The 21,140-nt window shown below is 70.7% G+C and carries 18 protein-coding genes and 1 tRNA gene; 15 read left to right on the top strand and 4 right to left on the bottom strand.

Annotated features, from left to right (window positions below; genetic code table 11):
• The first annotated feature begins 43 nt into the window (after positions 1–43).
• Positions 44–1,552, top strand: a complete 1,509-nt coding sequence (gene pyk, locus BLQ67_RS00200; RefSeq protein ID WP_092501449.1) for a pyruvate kinase — start codon at positions 44–46, stop codon at positions 1,550–1,552.
• An 89-nt stretch (positions 1,553–1,641) separates the two neighbouring features.
• Here pyk and BLQ67_RS00195 read toward each other — a convergent pair.
• Positions 1,642–1,726, bottom strand: a tRNA-Leu gene (locus BLQ67_RS00195).
• Between the two features lie 39 nt (positions 1,727–1,765).
• Between BLQ67_RS00195 and BLQ67_RS00190 the strand changes: the two genes are divergently transcribed.
• Entirely contained in the window at positions 1,766–2,410 is a 645-nt protein-coding gene (locus tag BLQ67_RS00190) for an ANTAR domain-containing response regulator (protein WP_092501448.1), read from the top strand.
• A gap of 332 nt (positions 2,411–2,742) precedes the next feature.
• On the top strand, positions 2,743–3,648 hold the full coding sequence (locus tag BLQ67_RS00185) for a hypothetical protein (protein WP_092501447.1): 906 nt from the start codon (positions 2,743–2,745) through the stop codon (positions 3,646–3,648).
• Between the two features lie 117 nt (positions 3,649–3,765).
• On the opposite strand, the gene BLQ67_RS00180 is transcribed toward BLQ67_RS00185, so the two are convergent.
• Positions 3,766–4,194: a PaaI family thioesterase gene (locus BLQ67_RS00180; RefSeq protein ID WP_407922498.1), complete on the bottom strand. Its 429-nt coding sequence runs from the start codon at positions 4,192–4,194 to the stop codon at positions 3,766–3,768.
• A gap of 110 nt (positions 4,195–4,304) precedes the next feature.
• On the opposite strand from BLQ67_RS00180, the gene polA reads away from it, so the two are divergent.
• The 9 genes from polA (at position 4,305) to rpsA (ending at position 15,539) form a co-directional block, all read left to right on the top strand.
• Positions 4,305–6,932: a DNA polymerase I gene (gene polA, locus BLQ67_RS00175; protein ID WP_197674644.1), complete on the top strand. Its 2,628-nt coding sequence runs from the start codon at positions 4,305–4,307 to the stop codon at positions 6,930–6,932.
• 36 nt (positions 6,933–6,968) lie between these two features.
• Positions 6,969–7,973 (top strand): TIGR03560 family F420-dependent LLM class oxidoreductase, encoded by a 1,005-nt coding sequence (locus BLQ67_RS00170; protein ID WP_331711981.1) that lies wholly within the window; start codon positions 6,969–6,971, stop codon positions 7,971–7,973.
• 45 nt (positions 7,974–8,018) lie between these two features.
• Positions 8,019–9,701 (top strand): DUF885 domain-containing protein, encoded by a 1,683-nt coding sequence (locus BLQ67_RS00165; protein ID WP_092501445.1) that lies wholly within the window; start codon positions 8,019–8,021, stop codon positions 9,699–9,701.
• 23 nt (positions 9,702–9,724) lie between these two features.
• On the top strand, positions 9,725–10,201 hold the full coding sequence (locus BLQ67_RS00160; RefSeq protein WP_157674598.1) for a hypothetical protein: 477 nt from the start codon (positions 9,725–9,727) through the stop codon (positions 10,199–10,201).
• A 216-nt stretch (positions 10,202–10,417) separates the two neighbouring features.
• On the top strand, positions 10,418–10,903 hold the full coding sequence (locus tag BLQ67_RS00155; RefSeq protein ID WP_092501443.1) for a hypothetical protein: 486 nt from the start codon (positions 10,418–10,420) through the stop codon (positions 10,901–10,903).
• Between the two features lie 73 nt (positions 10,904–10,976).
• On the top strand, positions 10,977–11,528 hold the full coding sequence (locus tag BLQ67_RS00150; RefSeq protein ID WP_157674597.1) for a hypothetical protein: 552 nt from the start codon (positions 10,977–10,979) through the stop codon (positions 11,526–11,528).
• Complete coding sequence (locus tag BLQ67_RS00145) at positions 11,525–12,100, top strand: hypothetical protein (protein WP_231945102.1); 576 nt, start codon at positions 11,525–11,527, stop codon at positions 12,098–12,100. Before BLQ67_RS00150 ends, BLQ67_RS00145 begins: the two co-directional genes overlap by 4 nt.
• Positions 12,100–13,923, top strand: a complete 1,824-nt coding sequence (locus BLQ67_RS00140; RefSeq protein WP_092501441.1) for a LamG domain-containing protein — start codon at positions 12,100–12,102, stop codon at positions 13,921–13,923. Before BLQ67_RS00145 ends, BLQ67_RS00140 begins: the two co-directional genes overlap by 1 nt.
• Positions 13,924–14,081: 158 nt before the next feature.
• Positions 14,082–15,539 (top strand): 30S ribosomal protein S1, encoded by a 1,458-nt coding sequence (rpsA, locus tag BLQ67_RS00135; protein ID WP_092501440.1) that lies wholly within the window; start codon positions 14,082–14,084, stop codon positions 15,537–15,539.
• An 87-nt stretch (positions 15,540–15,626) separates the two neighbouring features.
• On the opposite strand, the gene BLQ67_RS00130 is transcribed toward rpsA, so the two are convergent.
• Entirely contained in the window at positions 15,627–16,247 is a 621-nt protein-coding gene (locus tag BLQ67_RS00130) for a DUF4126 domain-containing protein (protein WP_092501439.1), read from the bottom strand.
• A gap of 81 nt (positions 16,248–16,328) precedes the next feature.
• On the opposite strand from BLQ67_RS00130, the gene coaE reads away from it, so the two are divergent.
• The 3 genes from coaE to uvrB are packed head-to-tail and all read left to right on the top strand — an operon-like array spanning position 16,329 to position 20,459.
• Positions 16,329–16,931: a dephospho-CoA kinase gene (gene coaE / locus BLQ67_RS00125; RefSeq protein WP_092501438.1), complete on the top strand. Its 603-nt coding sequence runs from the start codon at positions 16,329–16,331 to the stop codon at positions 16,929–16,931.
• Entirely contained in the window at positions 16,925–18,397 is a 1,473-nt protein-coding gene (locus BLQ67_RS00120) for a serine hydrolase domain-containing protein (RefSeq protein WP_092501437.1), read from the top strand. The genes coaE and BLQ67_RS00120 overlap by 7 nt, the downstream gene beginning before the upstream one ends.
• A gap of 10 nt (positions 18,398–18,407) precedes the next feature.
• Positions 18,408–20,459, top strand: a complete 2,052-nt coding sequence (gene uvrB, locus BLQ67_RS00115; protein WP_092501436.1) for an excinuclease ABC subunit UvrB — start codon at positions 18,408–18,410, stop codon at positions 20,457–20,459.
• A gap of 18 nt (positions 20,460–20,477) precedes the next feature.
• Here uvrB and BLQ67_RS00110 read toward each other — a convergent pair whose 3' ends face one another.
• Complete coding sequence (locus BLQ67_RS00110; protein WP_092501435.1) at positions 20,478–21,113, bottom strand: GntR family transcriptional regulator; 636 nt, start codon at positions 21,111–21,113, stop codon at positions 20,478–20,480.
• Between the last annotated feature and the right edge of the window lie 27 nt (positions 21,114–21,140).

Below are 21,140 nucleotides of genomic sequence, written 5' to 3'. Positions count from 1 at the left end.
CACGGCATCCGTGCCGCAGTCGAGTCACGTGCGAGAGAGAGCAATGAGACGAGCGAAGATCGTCGCCACCTTCGGGCCGGCGCTGTCGGGATACGAGCAGACGAAGGCCGCGATCGCGGCCGGCGTCAACGTCGCCCGCCTGAACCTGAGCCACGGCGCCTACCCGGTGCACGAGGCCGTGTACGAGGACATCCGCAGGGCATCCGACGAGCTGGGGATGCCCGTGGGCATCCTCGTCGACCTGCAGGGTCCGAAGATCCGCCTCGGCAAGATCGCGGCCGGCCCGCAGATCCTGGCCGACGGCGACATCTTCACCATCACCATCGAGGACGTGCCCGGCGACAAGGACGTCGTCTCGACGACGTTCAAGGGCCTGCCCGCCGACGTCAAGCCGGGCGACCCGCTGCTGATCGACGACGGCCGCATCGCGCTCGAGGTCATCTCGACCGACGGCGTGCGCGTCGTCACGAAGGTCGTCGTGGGCGGCAAGGTCAGCGACAACAAGGGCATCAACCTGCCCGGCGTCGCCGTGAACGTGCCCGCCCTGTCCGAGAAGGACGAGGCGGACCTGCGCTGGGCGCTGCAGCTGGGCGCCGACATCATCGCGCTGTCGTTCGTGCGCGACGCCGCCGACATCCAGCGCGTGCACGAGATCATGGACGAGGAGGGCCGTCGCCTGCCCGTCGTCGCGAAGGTCGAGAAGCCGCAGGCCGTCGACAACCTCGCCGAGATCATCGACGCGTTCGACGCGATCATGGTCGCGCGCGGCGACCTCGGCGTCGAGCTGCCGCTCGAGCAGGTGCCGCTCGTGCAGAAGCGCGCCGTCGAGCTCTCGAGGCGCTGGGCGAAGCCCGTCATCGTCGCGACGCAGGTGCTCGAGTCGATGATCGACGCGCCGCGCCCGACGCGCGCGGAGGCATCCGACTGCGCCAACGCCATCCTCGATGGCGCCGACGCGGTCATGCTCTCGGGCGAGACGAGCGTGGGCGCGTACCCGATCGTCACGATCCAGACGATGGCGCGCATCATCGAGTCGACCGAGGCGCACGGCCTCACGCGCATCCCGCCGCTCGGCACGAAGCCGCGCACGCAGGGTGGCGCCATCACGCTCGCCGCCCGCGAGGTCGCCGAGTTCGTCGAGGCGAAGGCCATCGTGGTCTTCACCGAGTCGGGCGACTCGGCACGCCGCATGTCGCGCCTGCGCACGTCGATCCCGACGATCGCGCTCACGCCCGACCCCGAGATCGAGTCGCGCATGCAGCTCATCTGGGGCATGCAGACGTACCTCGTCGACCGCGTGACGCACACCGACGAGATGATCGCGCTCGCCGACGACATCCTCATCGGCCGCGGCCTCGTCGCCATGGGCGAGAAGGTCGTCGTGATCTCGGGATCCCCTCCCGGCATCTCGGGCTCGACGAACGACCTGCGCGTGCACGTCGTCGGCGACGCCCACAACGAGGCGGCGCAGGCGTACCACGGCATGCGACGCATCGAGGTGCCGACGGTCGCGCAGGAGCGCGCCCGCGCCGCGTCGACGCCGGCGGTCTGACGCGCGTCGACCCCGTTCGTGACGAACGCCCCCACCCGATCGGGTGGGGGCGTTCGCGCGTGCGGCCCCGTTGCGCGTCTGCGCTCGTCTGGTGCCGGCACAGGGACTCGAACCCTGACTCCGTGAGGAAGCGCAGTTTGAGTGCGCCGCGTCTGCCAATTCCGCCATGCCGGCGCGGGCGGAAGCCGCGCGCGCATCCCATAGGCTAGTCCCATGACCGATGCCACGTTCCTGGAGCCCGAGCTCCCCGAGCCGGAGGCCGCCACGAGCAGCACCCGGCGCCGCGTCGTCGTCGCGGAGGACGAGTCGCTCATCCGCCTCGACATCGTCGAGACGCTGCAGGACAACGGCTTCGAGATCGTCGGCGAGGCCGGCGATGGCGAGAAGGCCGTCGAGCTCGCGACCGAGCTGAAGCCCGACCTCGTCGTCATGGACGTGAAGATGCCGAAGATGGACGGCATCTCGGCGGCCGAGAAGCTGTCGGAGGGCAAGATCGCCCCCGTCGTGCTGCTCACCGCCTTCTCGCAGAAGGAGCTCGTCGAGCGCGCGTCGGAGGCCGGCGCGCTCGCGTACGTCGTGAAGCCGTTCACGCCGAACGACCTGCTGCCCGCGATCGAGATCGCGCTCGCTCGCTACGACCAGATCCAGGCGCTCGAGACCGAGGTCGCCGACCTCGCCGAGCGCTTCGAGACGCGCAAGCTCGTCGACCGTGCGAAGGGCCTGCTCGGCCAGCGCATGGGCCTGTCGGAGCCCGAGGCGTTCCGCTGGATCCAGAAGGCGTCGATGGACCGCCGCCTGACGATGGGCGAGGTCGCCCGCGCCGTCATCGAGCAGCTGGGCGACGGCAAGAAGGGCTGACGCCCTCGGGCTCCTCTGCGAGTCCACCGCCGACGCTTCGTGCGTCGATTGGCCACTTCCTGCGGTGATTGGCCACTTCCTGCGGTGATTGGCCACTTCCTGCGGTGATTGGCCACTTCCTGCGGTGATTGGCCACTTCCTGCGGTGATTGGCCAAGTCAGGTCGGTGTCCGCCCGTCGATTGGTCCGAAACTGGACCAATCGACGTCTGCGCCTACGGGTGCGTCACGCGTTCCCGGAAGTTGGCGGCCTGCGCGTCCCTCACAACCTCGGGATCGTCAGGCGTTCGGAGCCGGTCGGCTCGACCGCGACCTCGGCGGTCATGCTGGCGCGATGCATCAACCGGACCCCCGCATCCCGCATCGACTCGATGCGTTCGCCGTCCACGAGGCCGTAGACCTCGGCTTCTCGCAGCATGCGCTGCGCGACGGCACGCTCGCTGCCCCGACGCGGGGCGTCCGACTGCCGTCGGCGGTCGGCGATACCGCCCACGACTTGTTCGCGGCGCTGCTCGCCGTGCAGCGCCCGCGCCAGTTCTTCTCGCACTCGACCGCCGCGATGATCCATGGACTCCCGCTGCCGAGACGCATCAGGCTCGTACCCATCCACGTCGCGTCGCCGTCCTACACCGCCAGGATGCGCCGGCCGGGCGTCGTGGGCCATCGGATCAAGGCTCGCGTGGTCGAGGTCGCCGGCTTCGCCGTCGAGTCGCTCGAGGATTGCTTCGTGCACGTCGCCAGCGAGCTGGACCACGACGAGCTGGTGGTCGTCGGCGACGCCATCGTGGCGACCGGGCGCTCGAATCGACTGACGATCGGAGAGCTGACCGAGCACACGGAGCACTTCCGAGGGGCGCGGGGGATGAGCAGAGTGGGTCGCGCACTCGGCGCGATCCGCGTGGGATCGGAGTCGCCGCGCGAGACGCGGTTGCGCCTGCTGCTCGTTCGAGCCGGCATCCCGGCGCCAGAGCTCCAGGTTGTCGTGCGAACCGACGACGGGGAGTTCATCGGGCGGCTCGACATGGGATGGCGTGCGCTCCGCGTCGGCGTCGAGTACGACGGCCAGCAGCATCGCCTCGAGGATCGTCAGTATGCGCTCGACATCGATCGGCATCGTCGTCTGCAGCAGGCCGGCTGGACGATCGTGCGTGTCACGGCTCGCGATCTGGACGACGGCGGGCGGAAGGTCGTGCAGCTGGTTCGCGCCGCGATCCGGCGGTCAGGCTCTGGAGCTCGATGACGATCGATTGGTCCAGTTGTGGACCAATCGACTGGGCCGCACCTACAGAAAGGGGCCAATCACCGCAGAAAGTGGCCAATCGCCGCAGGAAGTGGCCAATCGATCGACGCGGACGCGTCAGCGGCGCTCGCGCAGCAGGTTCGTGATGCGCGCCGTCGAGATGCGAGCGCCCGCCTCGTCGGTGATCACGATCTCGTGCACCGTCATCGTCGAGCCGAGGTGCACGGCCGTGCACGTGCCGGTCACGGTGCCCGAGCGCACCGAGCGGGTGTGCGTCGCGTTGATGTCGATGCCGACGGCGTAGCGGTCGAGCGTGATGGCGTGGGCGTTCGCCGACATCGAGCCGAGCGACTCCGCGAGCACGCAGTAGGCCCCGCCGTGGATGAGGCCGATCGGCTGCCGGTTGCCCTCCGCGGGCATCGTCGCGACCGAGCGCGACGCCGAGAGCTCCGTGAACTCGATGCCCATGCGCTCCGCGAGCTCGCCGCGGCCTCGCTCGCCGAGCAGCGACGACGCGCCCGGATCTGCAGCGACGTCGGAGGGGATCGGATGCGGGGGAGTCGCGGGTGCCGGCGCGTCGGACAAGGGGCCTCCAGAAGGCAGTGTCGCTGGTGCTGGCTAGGCTTGCTGCCGTGCCGGACACGAAGCCTACCCTCATGGTCATCGACGGCCACTCGCTGGCGTTCCGGGCGTTCTTCGCCCTGCCGCTCGACAACTTCGTCAACAGCGAGGGGCAGCACACGAACGCCATCCACGGGTTCATCTCGATGCTGCTGCTCATCCTCAAGAACGAGCGGCCGACGCATCTCGCCGTCGCGTTCGACATCTCGCGGTTCTCGTTCCGCACCCGCGAGTACGCGGAGTACAAGGGCACGCGCGCGGAGACGCCGCCGGAGTTCAAGGGGCAGATCCCGCTCCTCGAGGAGGCGCTGCACGCGATGGGCATCCGCACGATCTCGAAGGAGGACTTCGAGGCCGACGACATCCTCGCCACGATGGCGAGGCGGGGCGTCGAGGACGGCATGGACGTGCTGGTCGTCTCGGGCGACCGCGACACGATCCAGCTCGTGAACGAGGATGTGACGCTGCTGTACCCGTCGGCGCGCGGCGTCTCCGAGCTCAAGCGCTACACGCCCGAGACCGTGCGCGAGCGCTACGGCATCGAGCCGCACCAGTACCCCGAGATCGCGGCGCTCGTCGGCGAGACGAGCGACAACCTGCAGGGCATCGACAAGGTCGGCGAGAAGACGGCCGTCAAGTGGGTGCAGCAGTGGGGCACCGTCGCGAACATCCTCGAGCACGCCGACGAGATCAAGGGCGTCGTCGGCAACAACCTCCGCGAGCAGCAGGACCGCGCGGTCAGGAACCGCAGGCTGAACCGGCTCGTGAACGACGTCGAGCTGCCGATCGGGCCGACCGACGTCGCGAGGCAGCCGATCGACGAGGCGAAGGTGCGCGAGATGTTCTCGCAGCGCCTGCAGTTCCGCACGCTGCTCGACCGCGTGCTCACGCAGGAGGGCGGCGGCGCCGACGGCGAGTCCGCACCCGCGGCGAGCGGCCCCGCGGCACCCGCCGTGCACACGATGGTCGACGAGGAGCTCGCGACCTGGCTCGAGCGGCAGACGGCGCAGGTCGCCGTGCACCTCGAGCGCACGGGCGACGAGCTCACGGGCATCGGCCTGTCGACCGACCAGGCGAGCGTCTACGTGCCGTACCAGGCGGGCACGGGCGACTACGTCGCGCTCGCCGAGTGGCTCGCGGGCGACCACCCGAAGGCGTTGCACGACGCAAAGCTGCAGCGCCGCTGGCTGTGGGCGGCGGGCCTCGACCTCGGCGGCGTCGTCGTCGACACGCGCATCGCCGCGTGGCTCGCGGCGCCGACGGCGCTGGCGAAGACGTACGAGCTCGACCACCAGGTCTTCACGATCCTCGGCGAGACGATGCCGAAGCCCGATCCGACGCAGCTCGTGCCCGACGTCGAGCCGAGCGCCATCGGCACGATCGCCTGGTACGTCGCGCGCATCGCCGACCCGCTCACCGCGAACCTCGACGAGGGCACGCAGGGCGTCGAGGCCGACATCGAGCTGCCGCTGCAGCCCGTGCTGACCCGCATGGAGAACGCGGGCGTCACGATCGATGCGTCGGTGCTCGAGCGCATCCACGCGACGATGCGCGAGAAGGCCGACGGGCATGCGCAGGATGCGTTCGCCGAGATCGGCCACGAGGTGAACCTCGGCAGCCCCAAGCAGCTGCAGACCGTGCTGTTCGACGAGCTCGGCATGCCCAAGACGCGTGCGACGAAGACGGGCTACTCGACCGACGCGCAGGCGCTCGCCGACCTGCAGGAGTCGAGCCCGCATCCGTTCCTCGGGCTGCTGCTGCAGCACCGCGAGGCGACGAAGCTCATGCAGATCATCGAGACGCTGCAGAAGGGCATCCAGACGGATGCCCGCATCCACACGACGTACGACCAGACGGGCTCCAACACGGGCCGCCTGTCGTCGAACGACCCGAACCTGCAGAACATCCCGATCCGCACCGACGTGAGCCGCGAGATCCGCACGGCGTTCGTGCACGGCGAGGGCTTCGAGACGCTGCTGACCGCCGACTACTCGCAGATCGAGATGCGCATCATGGCGCACCTGTCGGAGGATGCGGGACTCATCGAGGCGTTCCACTCGGGCGAGGACCTCCACCGCTTCGTCGGCTCGCGCGTCTTCGGCGTCGACCCCGCCGACGTGTCGCCGCTCATGCGCACGAAGGTCAAGGCGATGTCGTACGGCCTCGCGTACGGCCTCAGCGCCTTCGGCCTCTCGAAGCAGCTGCGCATCCCGCAGTCCGAGGCGAAGCAGCTCATGCTCGACTACTTCGAGCGCTTCGGCGGCGTGCGCGCCTACCTGCGCGGCGTCGTCATGCAGGCGAAGGACGACGGCTACACGACGACGATCTTCGGGCGTCGCCGGCCGTTCCCCGACCTGCACTCGGCGAACCGCGTGCTGCGCGAGAACGCCGAGCGCCAGGCGCTCAACTCGCCCATCCAGGGCTCGGCGGCCGACATCATCAAGCGCGCCATGCTCGCGATCGACGCGCAGATCATCGACGAGGGCCTGCAGTCGCGCATGCTGCTGCAGGTGCACGACGAGCTCGTCTTCGAGGTCGCGCCCGGCGAGCTCGACCGCATGACCGAGATCGTGCGCGACGGCATGGGCGGCGCCGCCGACCTGTCCGTGCCCCTCGACGTCGCGGTCGGCGTCGGCCCGAACTGGGATGCCGCCGGTCACTGACCGACCGCACGCCCGACGCCGCGTAGGCTGCGAGCCATGACGACGCTGCGTACCGGACTGTTCGTGCCGCAGGGCTGGCGCCTCGACCTCGTCGACGTCGAGCCCGCCGAGCAGTGGCGCACGATGCTCGACGTCGCCAGGCGCGCCGAGGCCGGCTCGTGGGAGTCGGTGTGGGTGTACGACCACTTCCACACGACGCCGCATCCGACGCAGGAGGCGACGCACGAGGCCTGGACGCTCATGGCGGCCCTCGCCGCGGCGACCGACCGCATCCGCCTCGGCCAGATGTGCACGTGCATGGGCTACCGCCACCCGGCGCACCTCGCGAAGATCGCCGCGACGGTCGACGCGATCTCGGGCGGCCGCGTCGAGATGGGCATCGGCGCCGGCTGGTACGAGCACGAGTTCCGCGCCTACGGCTACGGATTCCCCGGCACCGGCGAGCGCATCGGCCGCCTGCGCGACGGCGTGCAGATCATGCAGCGCCTGTGGCACGAGGGCGAGGCGACGCTCGAGGGGGAGTGGTACTCGGTCGACGGCGCCATCTGCCAGCCGCAGCCGCTGCAGCGCCGGCCAGACGGCACGCCGCACATCCCCACGTGGATCGCGGGGGGCGGCGAGCAGCGCACGCTGCGGTACGTCGCACGCTGGGGCGACGCGTCGAACTTCGGCGGCACTCCCGAGCAGTTCGCCCGGAAGCGCGACATCCTGCACCGCCACTGCGACGACGTGGGCCGCGACCCGGGCACGATCACGAACTCGACGAACCTCAACGTCGTCGTGCGGGCGACGGAGGCGGAGGCGCGTCGCGTCGTCGACGAGGTGCACGCGCGCACGGATCGCACGCTGCCCGCAGACCAGGCAGGCGCCGCGTTCAAGCCCGAGGGCGCGGCCGTCGGCAGCCCCGAGCAGGTGGCCGACCGCATCCGAGCGCTGCAGGCCGCTGGGTGCGACTACCTCGTCGTGTACATGCCCGACGTCGCCTACGGCCACGAGGGCATCGACGCCTTCGAGGAGGCCGTGCTGCCCCTGCTCGACTGAGCGCGACCCGGGCGTGCGGCGCCCCGTCGCGAGTAGGGTCGGAGCATGACGGAGACCCCGCAGGAACGCACCCCCACGCCCATCGACGCGATCGCCGAGGCGGTCGTGCAAAAGGAGATCGAGCTCGAGCCGCGCACGCGCGTCTGGCTCGGCGCCGAGGGCGACAAGACCCAGTACGGCGACCTCTCGCGCGCGGGCATCGAGCCCCGCCTGGAGGCCGCGCGCGGCACGCTCGCAGCCCTCGCCGCCGAGGAGCCCGTCGACGACGTCGACTGGGTCACGAAGACCGACCTCACCCGTGAGCTCGAGCTCGAGGTCGAGACGATCGAGTCGGGCTGGTGGCAGCGCGACCTCAACAACCTCGCCTCCGAGGCGCAGGGCATCCGCGACATCTTCGACATGATGCCGACGGCGACCGAGGAGCACTGGAGCGACATCTCGGGCCGCATGCGCACGGTGCGCGGCGCGATCGACGGCTATGTCGACAGCCTGCGCGCCGGCATCGAGGCCGGCAACACGCCTGCGCGCCGTCAGGTCGAGCAGGTGCTCGAGCAGCTCGACGACTTCGGCGACGGCGCCGGCTTCTTCCACGAGCTCGCGAACGACGCCAAGGCCGACGAGGGCGACCTCAGCCAGGGCCTGCGCAGCGACCTGCAGGGTGGCGCGCAGTCGGCGACGCTGTCCTACGGCGTGCTGCGCGACTTCCTGCGCGACGAGCTGCTGCCCGCCGCGCGCGAGGAGGATGCGGTGGGCCGCGAGTTCTACTCGCTCATGTCGCGCCGCTTCCTGGGCGCGACGGTCGACCTCGACGAGACGTACGAGTGGGGCATCGAGGAGCTCGCCCGCATGCGCGACGAGCAGGAGCGCATCGCGAACGAGATCGTGCCCGGCGCATCCGTCGCCGAGGCGATCGCGCATCTCGACGGCGACGCGTCGCGAAAGCTGCACGGCACGGATGCCCTCAAGGCGTGGATGCAGGAGACGAGCGATGCGGCGATCGCCGAGCTCGGCACGACGCACTTCGACATCGCGAAGCCCATCGAGGCGCTCGAGTGCATGATCGCGCCGACGCAGACGGGCGGCATCTACTACACGGGTCCCGCCGACGACTTCTCGCGTCCGGGCCGCATGTGGTGGTCGGTGCCGAAGGGCGTCACGGAGTTCGACACGTGGCGCGAGCTCACGACGGTGTACCACGAGGGCGTGCCCGGGCATCACCTGCAGATCGCGCAGGCGACGTACAACCGCGCGCAGCTGAACACGTGGCGCCGCCTCGCGGGCACGTCGGGCCACGCGGAGGGCTGGGCGCTCTACGCGGAGCGCCTCATGGAGTCGCTCGGCTACCTCGACGACCCGGCCGACCGCCTCGGCATGCTCGACGGGCAGCGGATGCGCGCGGCGCGCGTCGTGCTCGACATCGGCGTGCACCTGGGCAAGCCGCGCCTCGACGGCACCGGCTCGTGGGACTTCGACTACGCGTTCGAGTTCCTCAAGTCGAACGTGAACATGAACGAGCCGTTCGTGCGCTTCGAGGTCAACCGCTACTTCGGGTGGCCGGGCCAGGCGCCGTCGTACAAGATCGGCCAGCGCATCTTCGAGCAGATCCGCGACGAGGCGAAGGCCGCGGAGGGCGACGCGTTCGACCTCAAGGACTTCCACATGCGCGTGCTGAACATCGGCGGCGTCGGCCTCGACACCCTCAAGGGCGCGGTGCTGCGCGGCCGATGAGCGCCGTCGACGCGGCGGGTCGGATGACCGACCTCGTCGACCACTACGCGACGCTCGCGACGCTCGAGGCCGCGGCGATGGGGGAGCACCCCGCCGCCGCGGCCCTCGTGGCGCTCGTCACGCAGCAGCGTGCCGCGCTCGACGAGCTCGAGCTCGCACGGCCATCGCGGCCCTCGCCGCACCGTCCCGCGTCGCCGGGTGCCCTGCTGCGCTGGCTCGTGCCCGATGCCCGCGACCACGGTGCCGCCTGGGACGCGCAGCAGGCTGCCTACGAGGCGTGGCGGGCCGAGCGCGACGACGTCGAGCCCCGCACCTCCGGCGAGCTCGCGGCGTGGCGCGCGACGCTCGATCCCGCGTGGCTGGCCGCGCTCGAGGTGGACCGCGAGGCGGCCCTGCGCGGGTTGGTGAGCCGCGACCTCTACCCGTCGCATCTCGTGGCGTTCACGCTCGACGGAGGCTTCGGCGACTGGCATCGGCTGGCCGCGCTCGCCGACGACTGACGGGACATCTCAGACGCCTCGAGCGTCGAGAATGAGGGATGCTCACGCGCAACCCGGGTTGCAGAACACGAGTTTGTACCCCGGTCACAAGAACATTTGGTGAGGGATGCTCGAATCTGTATGGTCGTGCGCCGAGGGTCGATGCACGCGACGAGCAGCTTCTTGCGCCGCACACGGCGATCCTCCTTCTCATCTCTCAGAGCTCGGAGTCTCGTCATGTCCACGAACGCGCCCACCCGTCGCACCCACCGCAAGAAGCTGATCGCGATCGTCACCGCTGCATTCGTGCTCGCCGGCGGTGGCGTCGCCTACGCCTGGTGGTCGACGACCGGCACCGGCACCGGCACCGCGACGACCGGCACGGCCGGCGTCGTCGCCGTCGCGCAGACCTCCGAGGTCGGCGGGCTCGCGCCGGGCCGCGCCGCGCAGCCCCTCGCCGGCACCATCTCGAACACCACGACGAGCGCGCTCTACGTGTCGACCGTCACGGTGTCGATCTCGAGCATCACGAAGAACGGCACGGCCGTCACCGGCTGCACGGCCGCCGACTACACGCTCGTCCAGCCCGCTGCCGTGAACCAGGACATCCCCGCCAGCGGCCAGCAGGCATGGACCGGCGCGTCGATCCAGTTCAACAACCGCGCCGCGAACCAGAACGCCTGCCAGGGCGTGACCGTCAACCTCAGCTACACGGTCGGCTGACCGGGCGTGGGGCGGCGATCGCGCCGCCCCATCCCGACGGTGACGAGACGAACGAGCGACGGAGAGGATGACCATGACGACTGCGACAGCAGGGGAGCGTGAGCGCACTCGCCGCCGCCGCCCCCTCGTGATCGCGCTCGTCGTGCTGCTCCTCCTCTGGCTCGGCACGGTGGCGACCTGGGCGGTCGTCGATGCCGGCCGCGACGGCGTGATCGTCGTCGGCGGCGGCACCGACCAGGAGTCGGTCACGGCTCCGTCGGGCGCGCTGTCGATCTCCGGCTCGCTCACGGTGCCGCTGCAGCCCGGGATGGGCGAGCGCCTCGACCTCGTCATCCTCAACGAGACCGACGCGGCGCTCGCCGTGAGCGGGCTCTCGGTGCGCATCGCCGACGTCGTCGCCCCGAACGCGACCGCGGAGCTGGGATGCTCGGTCGCCGACTTCGCGATCGAGCAGTCGACGTTCGGCTTCGAGCTCGCCGGCGCGTCGTCGTCGTCGCTCACCGGTGCGGGTGCCGTGGCCGCTGACCTGCCGCTGCTGTCGATGCTCGACACCGACGTCGACCAGGCCGGCTGCGTCGGCGCGACGCTCGCGCTCGAGTACGCCGCGGTCGGTACCCCCGCATGAGCGTCCGCGAGCGCGACGACGTCGCCACCGAGCTCGCCGCGGCTGGCCACCACCGCACGATCGGCGGACGCCACCGCCGCATCCCGGCGCGCGCCGGGATGGGCGCACGCACGCGAGGCTGGCTCGTCGCGGCCGTCGCCGTGACCGCGATCGTCGGCGTCGGAGGCACCGCGAACGCGGTCTGGAGCGCGCAGGGCTCCGGCTCCGGGACCTCGACGACGGGAACCGCGTCGGCCTCGGTGGCGTTGTCGGAGGGCGCCTCGACGGGGTCGCTGCGCCCCGGTGCATCGGTGGCCGTCGCCACGACCGCGACCAACCCGAACGCCGCGGACGTGCGCATCACCTCGCTCGTGCTGGACACGGCGCGCGGCAGCAGCGGCTTCGGCATCACCGGGGCGTCCGGCACGTGCCCTGCGTCCGCGTTCACGTTCTCGGAGAGCTCGGCGGGCTGGAACGTGCCCGCCAACGGCTCGACGACCATCAGCCTCTCCGGCGCGCTGGCCATGACCTCGTCGGCGCCCTCGGGCTGCCAGGGCGCGACCGTGACGGTGTACCTCAAGGCCGGCTCGTGATGCGCCGGCTCGCGATCGTGCCGATCGTCGTCGGCGCCACGGTGGCCGCGCTCGTCGCGTCGCTCGTCATGCCGAGCCCCAGCAGCGAGGCGTTCTGGAGCGCGAGCACGAGCGGCGGCTCGAGCGCGGCGCAGGCGACGACGGTGCAGCAGGTCGGCACGCCGACGGCCACCGTCGCGTCGCGGAACGACGTCACGGTCTCCTGGCCCGCGACGACGCTCGCCGACGGCACCGCCGTCGGCGGCTACCTCGTGACGCGCACGAACGCGGACACCGGCACGTCGTTCGCCGCGACGGGCGGATGCGCGAACGTCGGCACCGCGACGACGTGCCTCGAGGCCGCCGTGCCCGACGGCCGCTGGACCTACGCGATCGTCGCGCGCTTCGCCACGAGCTGGACGGGTCCGTCGAGCGCGTCGAGCGCCGTCGCGATCGCGGACACCGTCCCGCCGACGAACGCGCTGTCGATCGACGTGACGTCGGGGCGCGCCGTGCTGGTCGGCAGCACCGTCTGGTTCCGTGGCGCCGGCAACGGATCGCTCCGCATCGTGAACGCGCTCACGGACGATCTGTCCGGACCCGCGCAGAGCGTCACGGGCATGCTCACGGGAGACACCAGCGGCTGGTCCCACACGGCTGGTCCGGTGAGCACGGCGACCGATGGCCGGTACTTCTCGAACCCCGTCGCGTGGGGGCCGGGGACGACGGGCACCCCGACGCTCGGCATCTCGGGCATCGACCGCGCGGGCAACACCGCTGCGAGCACGCTCACCTTCGCCAACGACAACACGGCGCCGACCGGCGGCGCGATCTCGTACGCCTCGGGCACGGTGCGCACGAGCTCGGCGACCGCATCCACCGGCGCCGTGTCGGTGTCGGTCGGCGCGGTCGCCGACTTGAACGGCTCCGGCGTCGCCACTCGCGTGCTCGAGCGCAGGACGGCGCCGTTGACCGGCGACGCCTGCGGCAGCACCTACGGTTCGTGGGCGGCGATCGCGACCTTCGGCGACAACCGGGCGCAGACCGTGAGCGACGCGGCGCCAGTCGGCACGTGCGTGCAGTACCGCTACGTCGTGACGGACGCCGTGGCCAACACGCTGGAGTCGACCGGCACGAACGTCGTGAAGGTCAAGCCGCCGTACCAAGGTCTCGTGTCGGGCACCTCGGGGGTCGTGGGCCAGTACACGTTCGACTCCGCGAACGTGCTCCGCAACTCCATCGGCACGAACGGGTCGACGACGTCGATGGACACGCGACCGACGGCGACCAGCGACTCGCCGATCGCGGGCGACGGCGGCTCCTCGGCCTTCTTCGACGGCTCGAACGACTTCATCCGCACCCAGCGCACGATCCAGGACTCCTTCACGATCGAGTTCTGGTTCCGCTCCGACAACGGCGGCAAGGGCGCCGGCTCGAACTGGTACAACGGCGCCGGCCTCGTCGACGCCGAGTGGCCGGGCGTCGCGAACGACTTCGGCATCGCGCTCATGGCCGATGGGCGCGTGATCGCGGGCGTCGGGCGGCCGGGCGTCGGCGACGTCAACATCGCCTCGCAGGCCGGCCTGGCGAACAACGCCTGGCATCACGTCGTCATGACGCGCAGCAACGCCACCGGGATCGTCGAGCTCTGGATCGACGGCAGGAGCGTCGGAACCGTGACCGGCGGAACGCAGTCGCTCAACTCCTCCGCCAGCATCGACTTCGGTCGTCTGCAGACGAACATCGCCGGTCAGTACTACCGCGGCAACCTCGACGAGATCGCGATCTACGATCGCGTGCTCACGAACGCGGAGATCCAGTCGCATTACGCGAACGCCCGCTAGACGACGATCGCCAGGTCGCGACTGCACGAGCGGCAGGAGTGCGGTAGCCTGGACCGTCGCCATTGGCGGCACTCACTTCCGCATGCTCGCGGAGCGCACTCCATCCAGGATGACTCCACGGGCCAGACTCTGTCCGAACCGAAGGCAACCAACACCACATGACCACTGCAACGACCAAGGCCCCGAAGCAGGTCGCCGTGAACGACATCGGCAGCGCCGACGACTTCATGGCCGCCGTCGAGAAGACCCTGAAGTTCTTCAACGATGGCGACCTGATCGAGGGCACCGTCGTCAAGATCGACCGCGATGAGGTCCTTCTCGACGTGGGCTACAAGACCGAGGGCGTCATCCCCTCGCGCGAGCTCTCCATCAAGCACGACGTCGACCCCACGGAGGTCGTCGAGGTCGGCGATGCCGTCGAGGCGCTCGTCCTCCAGAAGGAGGACAAGGAGGGTCGTCTGATCCTCTCCAAGAAGCGTGCCCAGTACGAGCGCGCATGGGGCGACGTCGAGAAGATCAAGGAGACCGACGGCGTCGTGACCGGTTCGGTCATCGAGGTCGTCAAGGGTGGCCTCATCGTCGACATCGGCCTCCGCGGCTTCCTCCCGGCCTCGCTCATCGAGCTGCGCCGCGTCCGCGACCTCACGCCGTACCTCGGCCAGGAGATCGAGGCGAAGATCCTCGAGCTCGACAAGAACCGCAACAACGTGGTGCTCTCGCGCCGTGCGCTGCTCGAGCAGACGCAGTCGGAGTCGCGCAGCCAGTTCCTCGACGGGCTCCAGAAGGGCCAGATCCGCAAGGGCGTCGTCTCGTCGATCGTCAACTTCGGCGCGTTCGTCGACCTCGGCGGCGTCGACGGCCTCGTGCACGTCTCGGAGCTCTCGTGGAAGCACATCGAGCACGCCTCCGAGGTCGTCGAGGTCGGCCAGGAGGTCACGGTCGAGGTCCTCACCGTCGAGCGTGACCGCGAGCGCGTCTCGCTGTCGCTCAAGGCGACGCAGGAGGACCCGTGGCAGGTCTTCGCCCGCACCCACGCGATCGGTCAGCTCGCACCGGGCAAGGTCACGAAGCTCGTCACGTTCGGTGCGTTCGTGCGCGTCGCAGACGGCATCGAGGGTCTCGTGCACATCTCGGAGCTCTCCGAGAAGCACGTCGAGACCGCCGACCAGGTCGTGTCGGTCAACGACGAGGTCTTCGTCAAGATCATCGACATCGACCTCGAGCGTCGCCGCATCTCGCTGTCGCTCAAGCAGGCGAACTTCGACGTCGACCCCGAGGCCACGGAGTTCGACCCCGCGCTCTACGGCATGCTCGCCGAGTACGACGAGCAGGGCAACTACAAGTTCCCCGAGGGCTTCGACGCCGAGACCAACGAGTGGCGCGAGGGCTTCGACGCCCAGCGCGAGGCATGGGAGGCCGAGTACGCGGCTGCCCAGGCTCGCTGGGAGTCGCACAAGGAGCAGGTCAAGAACGCTCGCGAGGTCGAGGCCGCAGACGTGGCCGCTGGCGCGTCGACGGGCTCGAGCTACTCGTCCGAGTCGAACGGCGGCGGCACGCTGGCCGACGACGAGGCGCTCGCAGCGCTCCGCGAGAAGCTCACCGGCCGCGCCGACTGAGTCTCTCCGCCCCACGTTCGAGGGCCGCATCCCCACGGGGATGCGGCCCTCGTCGCGTGTGCGGGCGGCGCCGCGGCGGCGGCGCGGCTAGGCCGTCGTCGGCCCGGGCGGCTGCTGCAGCGGAGCGCCGGAGCCACGCCTGCCACGCCGCACGATCGCGACGGCGACGCCGACGAGCAGCAGGATGCCGACGATGACGAGCACGGGCATGACGATGGCGAGCACGGTCATGCCGACGGCGCCGACGTCCTCGAATGTCGAGATGACGGGAGCGGCCGTGCCGCCCGTCGCGACGTTGGCGATGGGGCGCACGGCCATCTTCGTGCCGTGCACCGCCAGCGCGATGACCGCGCCGATCACGATCGGCACCCATTGGTTCGAGGCGAAGAACGCTGCGGGGTCCGTGACGGCGACGGTCGACGCGGTCGACGACGAGCCGAACACGAGCCCGCCGGCCGTCGGGCGCACGATCGTCTGCAGCACGTCGTTGACGGTGTCGACGGCGGGGATCTTGTCGGCGACGATCTCGACGACGAGCAGCACGGCGACGATGCCGAGCACCCACTCGTTCGACAGCCACTGCCAGCCCTCCGGCAGGTTCAGGACCTGCGGCAGGAAGCGGTTCGCGACGCCCACCGCCAGGAGCGGGATGTAGGCGTTCATGCCTGCCGCGGCGGCGAGTCCGGAGCCGGTGAGGAGCTCGAGCATCGGGGCCTCCCATCGGGGGAGCGTCCCCCTCGATCGCGATGGTAGCCCCGAGGGGTGCTCGAGACCTGGGATGATGGGTCGATGCGACTCATCGGCCTCACCGGCGGCATCGCCGCCGGCAAGTCCACCGTCGCCGCTCGGCTGGCCGAGCACGGCGCCATCGTCATCGACGCGGATCGCGTGGCACGCGAGGTCGTGGAGCCGGGGGAGCCGGCCCTCGCGAGCATCGCGTCGCGCTTCGGCGAGCACGTCGTCGTCGACGGCGCCCTCGACCGGCCGGCGCTCGGCGCGATCGTCTTCGCCGACGCCGACGCGCGTCGCGACCTCGAGCGCATCACGCATCCGGCGATCCAGGCGCGGGTCGCCGAGCGCATCGCCGCGCACGCCGACGACCCGGACGCCGTCGTCGTCTACGACGTGCCGCTGCTCGTCGAGGCGCGCGTGCCGCACGCGTTCGACGCGATCGTCGTGGCGCACGCGCCCGCCGAGCAGCGCATCGCGCGGCTCGTCGAGCTGCGCGGCATCGCGCAGGAGGAGGCCGAGCGGCGCGTGCGGTCGCAGGCGAGCGACGACGAGCGGCTCGCGGTCGCGACGGTCGTCGTCGACACGTCGGGCACGATGGAGGAGACGATCGCGCAGGTCGACGAGCTCTGGCGCGCGATCGAGGAGGGGACGGCATGGTGAAGGAGTCCGACGCGTCGATCGCGGCGAAGGCGGCGCTCGACTACCTCGTGAGCTGGATCGAGTACCGCGTGTGGCGCACGCGCGTGCCCGGTGCGCAGGTGGCGATCTGGTTCGGTGGCGGGCTGCGCATGTCGAAGGCGTTCGGCGTCGCCGACGTCGCGACGGGCGAGCGCCTCACGGCGACGCACCAGTTCCGCGTCGCGAGCCACTCGAAGATGCTCGCCGCGACCGTCGTGCTGCAGCTGGTCGAGCAGGGACGCCTGCGCCTCGACGACCTCGCGAGCGCGCACGTGCCGCAGCTGCTGGGCACCGGCGCCGAGCACGTGACGATCCGCGAGCTGCTCAGCCATGGCTCGGGCATCACGCGCGACTCGGCCGACACGACGTTCTGGTCGCTGCAGAAGCCGTTCCCCGACGCCATCGAGCTCGACGCGATCCTCGCCGAGCCCCTCGACGTGCTGCCGTCGACGACGGGCTTCAAGTACTCGAACATCGGCTTCGGCATCCTGGGCCTCGTCGTGGAGGCCGTCACGGGCGGCCGCTACGAGGATGCGGTGCGCGAGGGCGTCGTGAAGCCGCTCGGCCTCATCCGCACGGTGCCCGACGTCGACGTGCGCAAGAGCGCGAAGCATGTGTCGTCGCACTCGGGCATCCACACGACGATGACGCGCGAGGTGCTCGAGAGCCCCACGTCGGGCTCCCTCGCCGCAGCGACGGGCGTCACGTCGACCGCCGCGGAGCTCGTACGGTTCGCTGCCGGGCACTTCCTCGGCTCCGACGAGCTGCTCGACGACCGCTCGAAGCGGTGGATGGGGCAGCAGCAGTGGTCGACGGTCGATCGCGACGGCGTGCCCGCCGGCTACGGCCTCGGCATGCAGCTGCGGCAGATCGCGGGTCGCACGTGGCTCGGCCACGGCGGTGGCTGGCCCGGCCAGATCACGCGCACGCTCTTCGAGCCGCGCCTCGGCATCGCGGTGAGCGTGCTCACGAACGCGATCGACGGACCTGCGGCCGAGCTCGCGGAGGGCATCGTCGAGATCCTCATGGCGACGCAGCGGCGCGAGGCCGACGACCTCGCCATGCCGTCTGGCCACGACGTGCCCGAGCACGGCTCGGCGTCGATGGAGCCGGTGCGCGGTGCGCGCCGCGTCGACCTCATGCGCTTCACGGGCCGGTTCCAGAGCCCGTGGCAGCTCGTCGACGTCGTGCGCCTTGGCGACGCGCTCTACGCCATCCCGCCGGGCGCAGCACGCCCCATGGCAGAGGCGCAGCGGCTCACGGTGCTCGACGACTCGACGCTGCGCGCCGACGACGCCGGCGGCTACGGCTCGGTGGGCGAGCCCATCCGCTACGAGTTCGACGCGCGGGGATCCGTGCGTCGCATCACGGGCGGCTGGCGGCTCGAGCCTGCCCGATCGCTCGAGGCGTACCGCCAGGATGCAGGCTCTGTCGGAGGTCGCTCCTAGGCTCGAGGGCATGGAACCCACTCGTGCCGTGCGACCGTTCAAGGTCGAGTCCGAGTACCAGCCCTCCGGCGACCAGCCGAAGGCCATCGCCGAGCTCGCGGCTGCCGTGAACCGCGGCGAGACCGACATCGTGCTGCTCGGCGCGACCGGCACGGGCAAGTCGGCGACGACCGCCTGGCTCGTCGAGCAGGTGCAGCGGCCGACGCTCGTGCTCGCGCACAACAAGACGCTCGCCGCCCAGCTCGCGAACGAGTTCCGCGAGCTGCTGCCGAACAACGCCGTCGAGTACTTCGTCTCGTACTACGACTACTACCAGCCCGAGGCGTACGTGCCGCAGACGGACACCTTCATCGAGAAGGACTCGTCGCTCAACGCCGAGGTCGAGCGCCTGCGCCACTCGGCGACGAACGCGCTGCTGTCGCGGCGCGACGTCATCGTGGTGTCGACCGTGTCGTGCATCTACGGCCTCGGCTCGCCCGCCGAGTACCTCGAGGCCATGATCGCGCTGCAGGTCGGCATGCGCATCGATCGGCAGGAGCTGCTGCGCCGGTTCGTGAGCATGCAGTACCAGCGCAACGACGTCGCCTTCCAGCGCGGCACGTTCCGCGTGCGCGGCGACACCATCGAGATCATCCCGATGTACGAGGAGCACGCGATCCGCATCGAGCTGTTCGGCGACGAGATCGAGTCGATCTCGACGCTGCATCCGCTCACGGGCGAGGTCATCCAGCGGCTCGACGCCGTCTCGGTCTTCCCTGGCAGCCACTACGTCTCGGGCACCGATCGCATGCATCGGGCGATGGAGCGCATCCGCACCGAGCTCGACGAGCGCCTCGCCGACCTCGAGCGGCAGGGGAGGCTGCTCGAGGCGCAGCGGCTGCGCATGCGCACGACGTTCGACCTCGAGATGATGGAGCAGATCGGCTTCTGCTCGGGCATCGAGAACTACTCGCGCCACATCGACGGTCGCGAGCCCGGCGAGGCACCCGACTGCCTGCTCGACTACTTCCCCGAGGACTTCCTCGTCGTCATCGACGAGAGCCACGTCACGGTGCCGCAGATCGGCGCGATGTACGAGGGCGACGCGAGCCGCAAGCGCACGCTCGTCGAGCATGGCTTCCGCCTGCCGTCGGCGCTCGACAACCGGCCGCTGAAGTTCGACGAGTTCCTCGACCGCGTCGGCCAGACCGTCTACCTCTCGGCGACGCCCGCCCGATACGAGCGCGAGCGCGCCGACACGATCGTCGAGCAGATCATCCGTCCGACGGGCCTCGTCGACCCGAAGCTCGTCGTGAAGCCCGTCGAGGGCCAGATCGACGACCTGCTCGAGGAGATCCGCGTGCGCGCCGACCGCGACGAGCGCGTGCTCGTCACGACGCTCACGAAGCGCATGGCCGAGGAGCTCACCGACTATCTCACCGACGCCGGCGTGCGGGTGCGGTACCTGCACTCCGACGTCGACACCTTGCGGCGCGTCGAGCTGCTCACGCAGCTGCGCGCCGGCGTCTTCGACGTGCTCGTCGGCATCAACCTGCTGCGCGAGGGCCTCGACCTGCCCGAGGTGTCGCTCGTCGCGATCCTCGACGCCGACAAGGAGGGCTTCCTGCGCTCGTCGACGTCGCTCATCCAGACGATCGGGCGCGCGGCGCGCAACGTCTCGGGCGAGGTGCACATGTACGCCTCGACCATCACCGACTCGATGCAGCTGGCGATGGAGGAGACCGAGCGTCGCCGCGAGATCCAGCAGGCGTACAACGCCGAGCACGGCATCGACCCGCAGCCGCTGCGCAAGAAGATCGGCGACATCACCGCGATGCTCGCGCGCGAGGAGGCCGACACGGCCGAGCTGCTCTCGGGCACGAAGCGCGGCGCGCCCACGCCGCGGCTCGCGAACGATCGCTCGAGCCTCGACGGCCCGGCGCAGCTCGAGCAGATCATCGCCGACCTGTCCGCCCAGATGTCGGAGGCGGCTGGCGAGCTGAAGTTCGAGCTCGCCGCGCGCATCCGCGACGAGCTGCACGACCTCAAGCGCGACCTGCGGCAGCTGCGCGAGGCGAGCTGACGCATCGCGTCAGGTGGGTCAGCCGCGGCCGAGGCGCGCGTACGCGCCGAGCACGCGGCGCTCGGACTCCGTGAGGTAGTCCTCGAGCTCGTCGGCTGCAGCCTGCGGCCCCTGGTCGACGAGCGCGTCGAGCACGGCACGGTTGCGCGTGACGAACGGACGGTGCAGCGACTCGAAGTCGGCGATCGCGAGGAACGCGAGGCGCAGCTCGGCGAGCAGCTGCTCGTGCGTGCGCTCGAGCCTCGGGCTGTCGGAGAGGGCGACGAGCGCGCGGTGGAAGGCCATGTTCGCGGCCGCGACGGTGGGCCAGTCGCCTGCCTCGACGCCGGCCTCTGCACGTTCGAGCTCCTCGCGCATGACGGCGATGCTCGGGTGCAGCGCGGATGCGTCGCGCAGGATGCCGCACTCGATCTGCCTGCGGGCGCGGTAGATGTCGACGACGTCGGCGGTCGTGGGGGAGGCCACCGAGACGCCGCGGTTGGGCACGTGCTCGACGAGGCCGTGCTGCGCGAGGACGCGGAAGGCCTCGCGCAGCGTGTTGCGCGACACGTCGAGGCGTGCGGCGAGCGCGGCCTCCGACAGGCGCTCGCCGGGCGCGAACTCGCCCGCGATGATGCGCGCGCGCAGGGCGTCGGCGAGGGTCGTGTCGCTCATGCCCCGATGCTACGCGCGCCGACGGCC

This window comes from Agrococcus jejuensis (assembly GCF_900099705.1).
Lineage (GTDB): Bacteria > Actinomycetota > Actinomycetes > Actinomycetales > Microbacteriaceae > Agrococcus > Agrococcus jejuensis.
This window is presented reverse-complemented; position numbering and strand designations above follow the sequence as displayed.

Bases quoted from the DNA above. Each gene is read 5' to 3' on its own strand.
- pyk (WP_092501449.1), top strand. From the start codon at position 44: ATGAGACGAGCGAAGATCGTCGCCACCTTCGGGCCGGCGCTGTCGGGA.
- BLQ67_RS00190 (WP_092501448.1), top strand. From the start codon at position 1,766: ATGACCGATGCCACGTTCCTGGAGCCCGAGCTCCCCGAGCCGGAGGCC.
- BLQ67_RS00185 (WP_092501447.1), top strand. From the start codon at position 2,743: ATGCATCAACCGGACCCCCGCATCCCGCATCGACTCGATGCGTTCGCC.
- polA (WP_197674644.1), top strand. From the start codon at position 4,305: ATGGTCATCGACGGCCACTCGCTGGCGTTCCGGGCGTTCTTCGCCCTG.
- BLQ67_RS00170 (WP_331711981.1), top strand. From the start codon at position 6,969: ATGACGACGCTGCGTACCGGACTGTTCGTGCCGCAGGGCTGGCGCCTC.
- BLQ67_RS00165 (WP_092501445.1), top strand. From the start codon at position 8,019: ATGACGGAGACCCCGCAGGAACGCACCCCCACGCCCATCGACGCGATC.
- BLQ67_RS00160 (WP_157674598.1), top strand. From the start codon at position 9,725: ATGACCGACCTCGTCGACCACTACGCGACGCTCGCGACGCTCGAGGCC.
- BLQ67_RS00155 (WP_092501443.1), top strand. From the start codon at position 10,418: ATGTCCACGAACGCGCCCACCCGTCGCACCCACCGCAAGAAGCTGATC.
- BLQ67_RS00150 (WP_157674597.1), top strand. From the start codon at position 10,977: ATGACGACTGCGACAGCAGGGGAGCGTGAGCGCACTCGCCGCCGCCGC.
- BLQ67_RS00145 (WP_231945102.1), top strand. From the start codon at position 11,525: ATGAGCGTCCGCGAGCGCGACGACGTCGCCACCGAGCTCGCCGCGGCT.
- BLQ67_RS00140 (WP_092501441.1), top strand. From the start codon at position 12,100: ATGCGCCGGCTCGCGATCGTGCCGATCGTCGTCGGCGCCACGGTGGCC.
- rpsA (WP_092501440.1), top strand. From the start codon at position 14,082: ATGACCACTGCAACGACCAAGGCCCCGAAGCAGGTCGCCGTGAACGAC.
- BLQ67_RS00130 (WP_092501439.1), bottom strand. From the start codon at position 16,247: ATGCTCGAGCTCCTCACCGGCTCCGGACTCGCCGCCGCGGCAGGCATG.
- coaE (WP_092501438.1), top strand. From the start codon at position 16,329: ATGCGACTCATCGGCCTCACCGGCGGCATCGCCGCCGGCAAGTCCACC.
- BLQ67_RS00120 (WP_092501437.1), top strand. From the start codon at position 16,925: ATGGTGAAGGAGTCCGACGCGTCGATCGCGGCGAAGGCGGCGCTCGAC.
- uvrB (WP_092501436.1), top strand. From the start codon at position 18,408: ATGGAACCCACTCGTGCCGTGCGACCGTTCAAGGTCGAGTCCGAGTAC.
- BLQ67_RS00110 (WP_092501435.1), bottom strand. From the start codon at position 21,113: ATGAGCGACACGACCCTCGCCGACGCCCTGCGCGCGCGCATCATCGCG.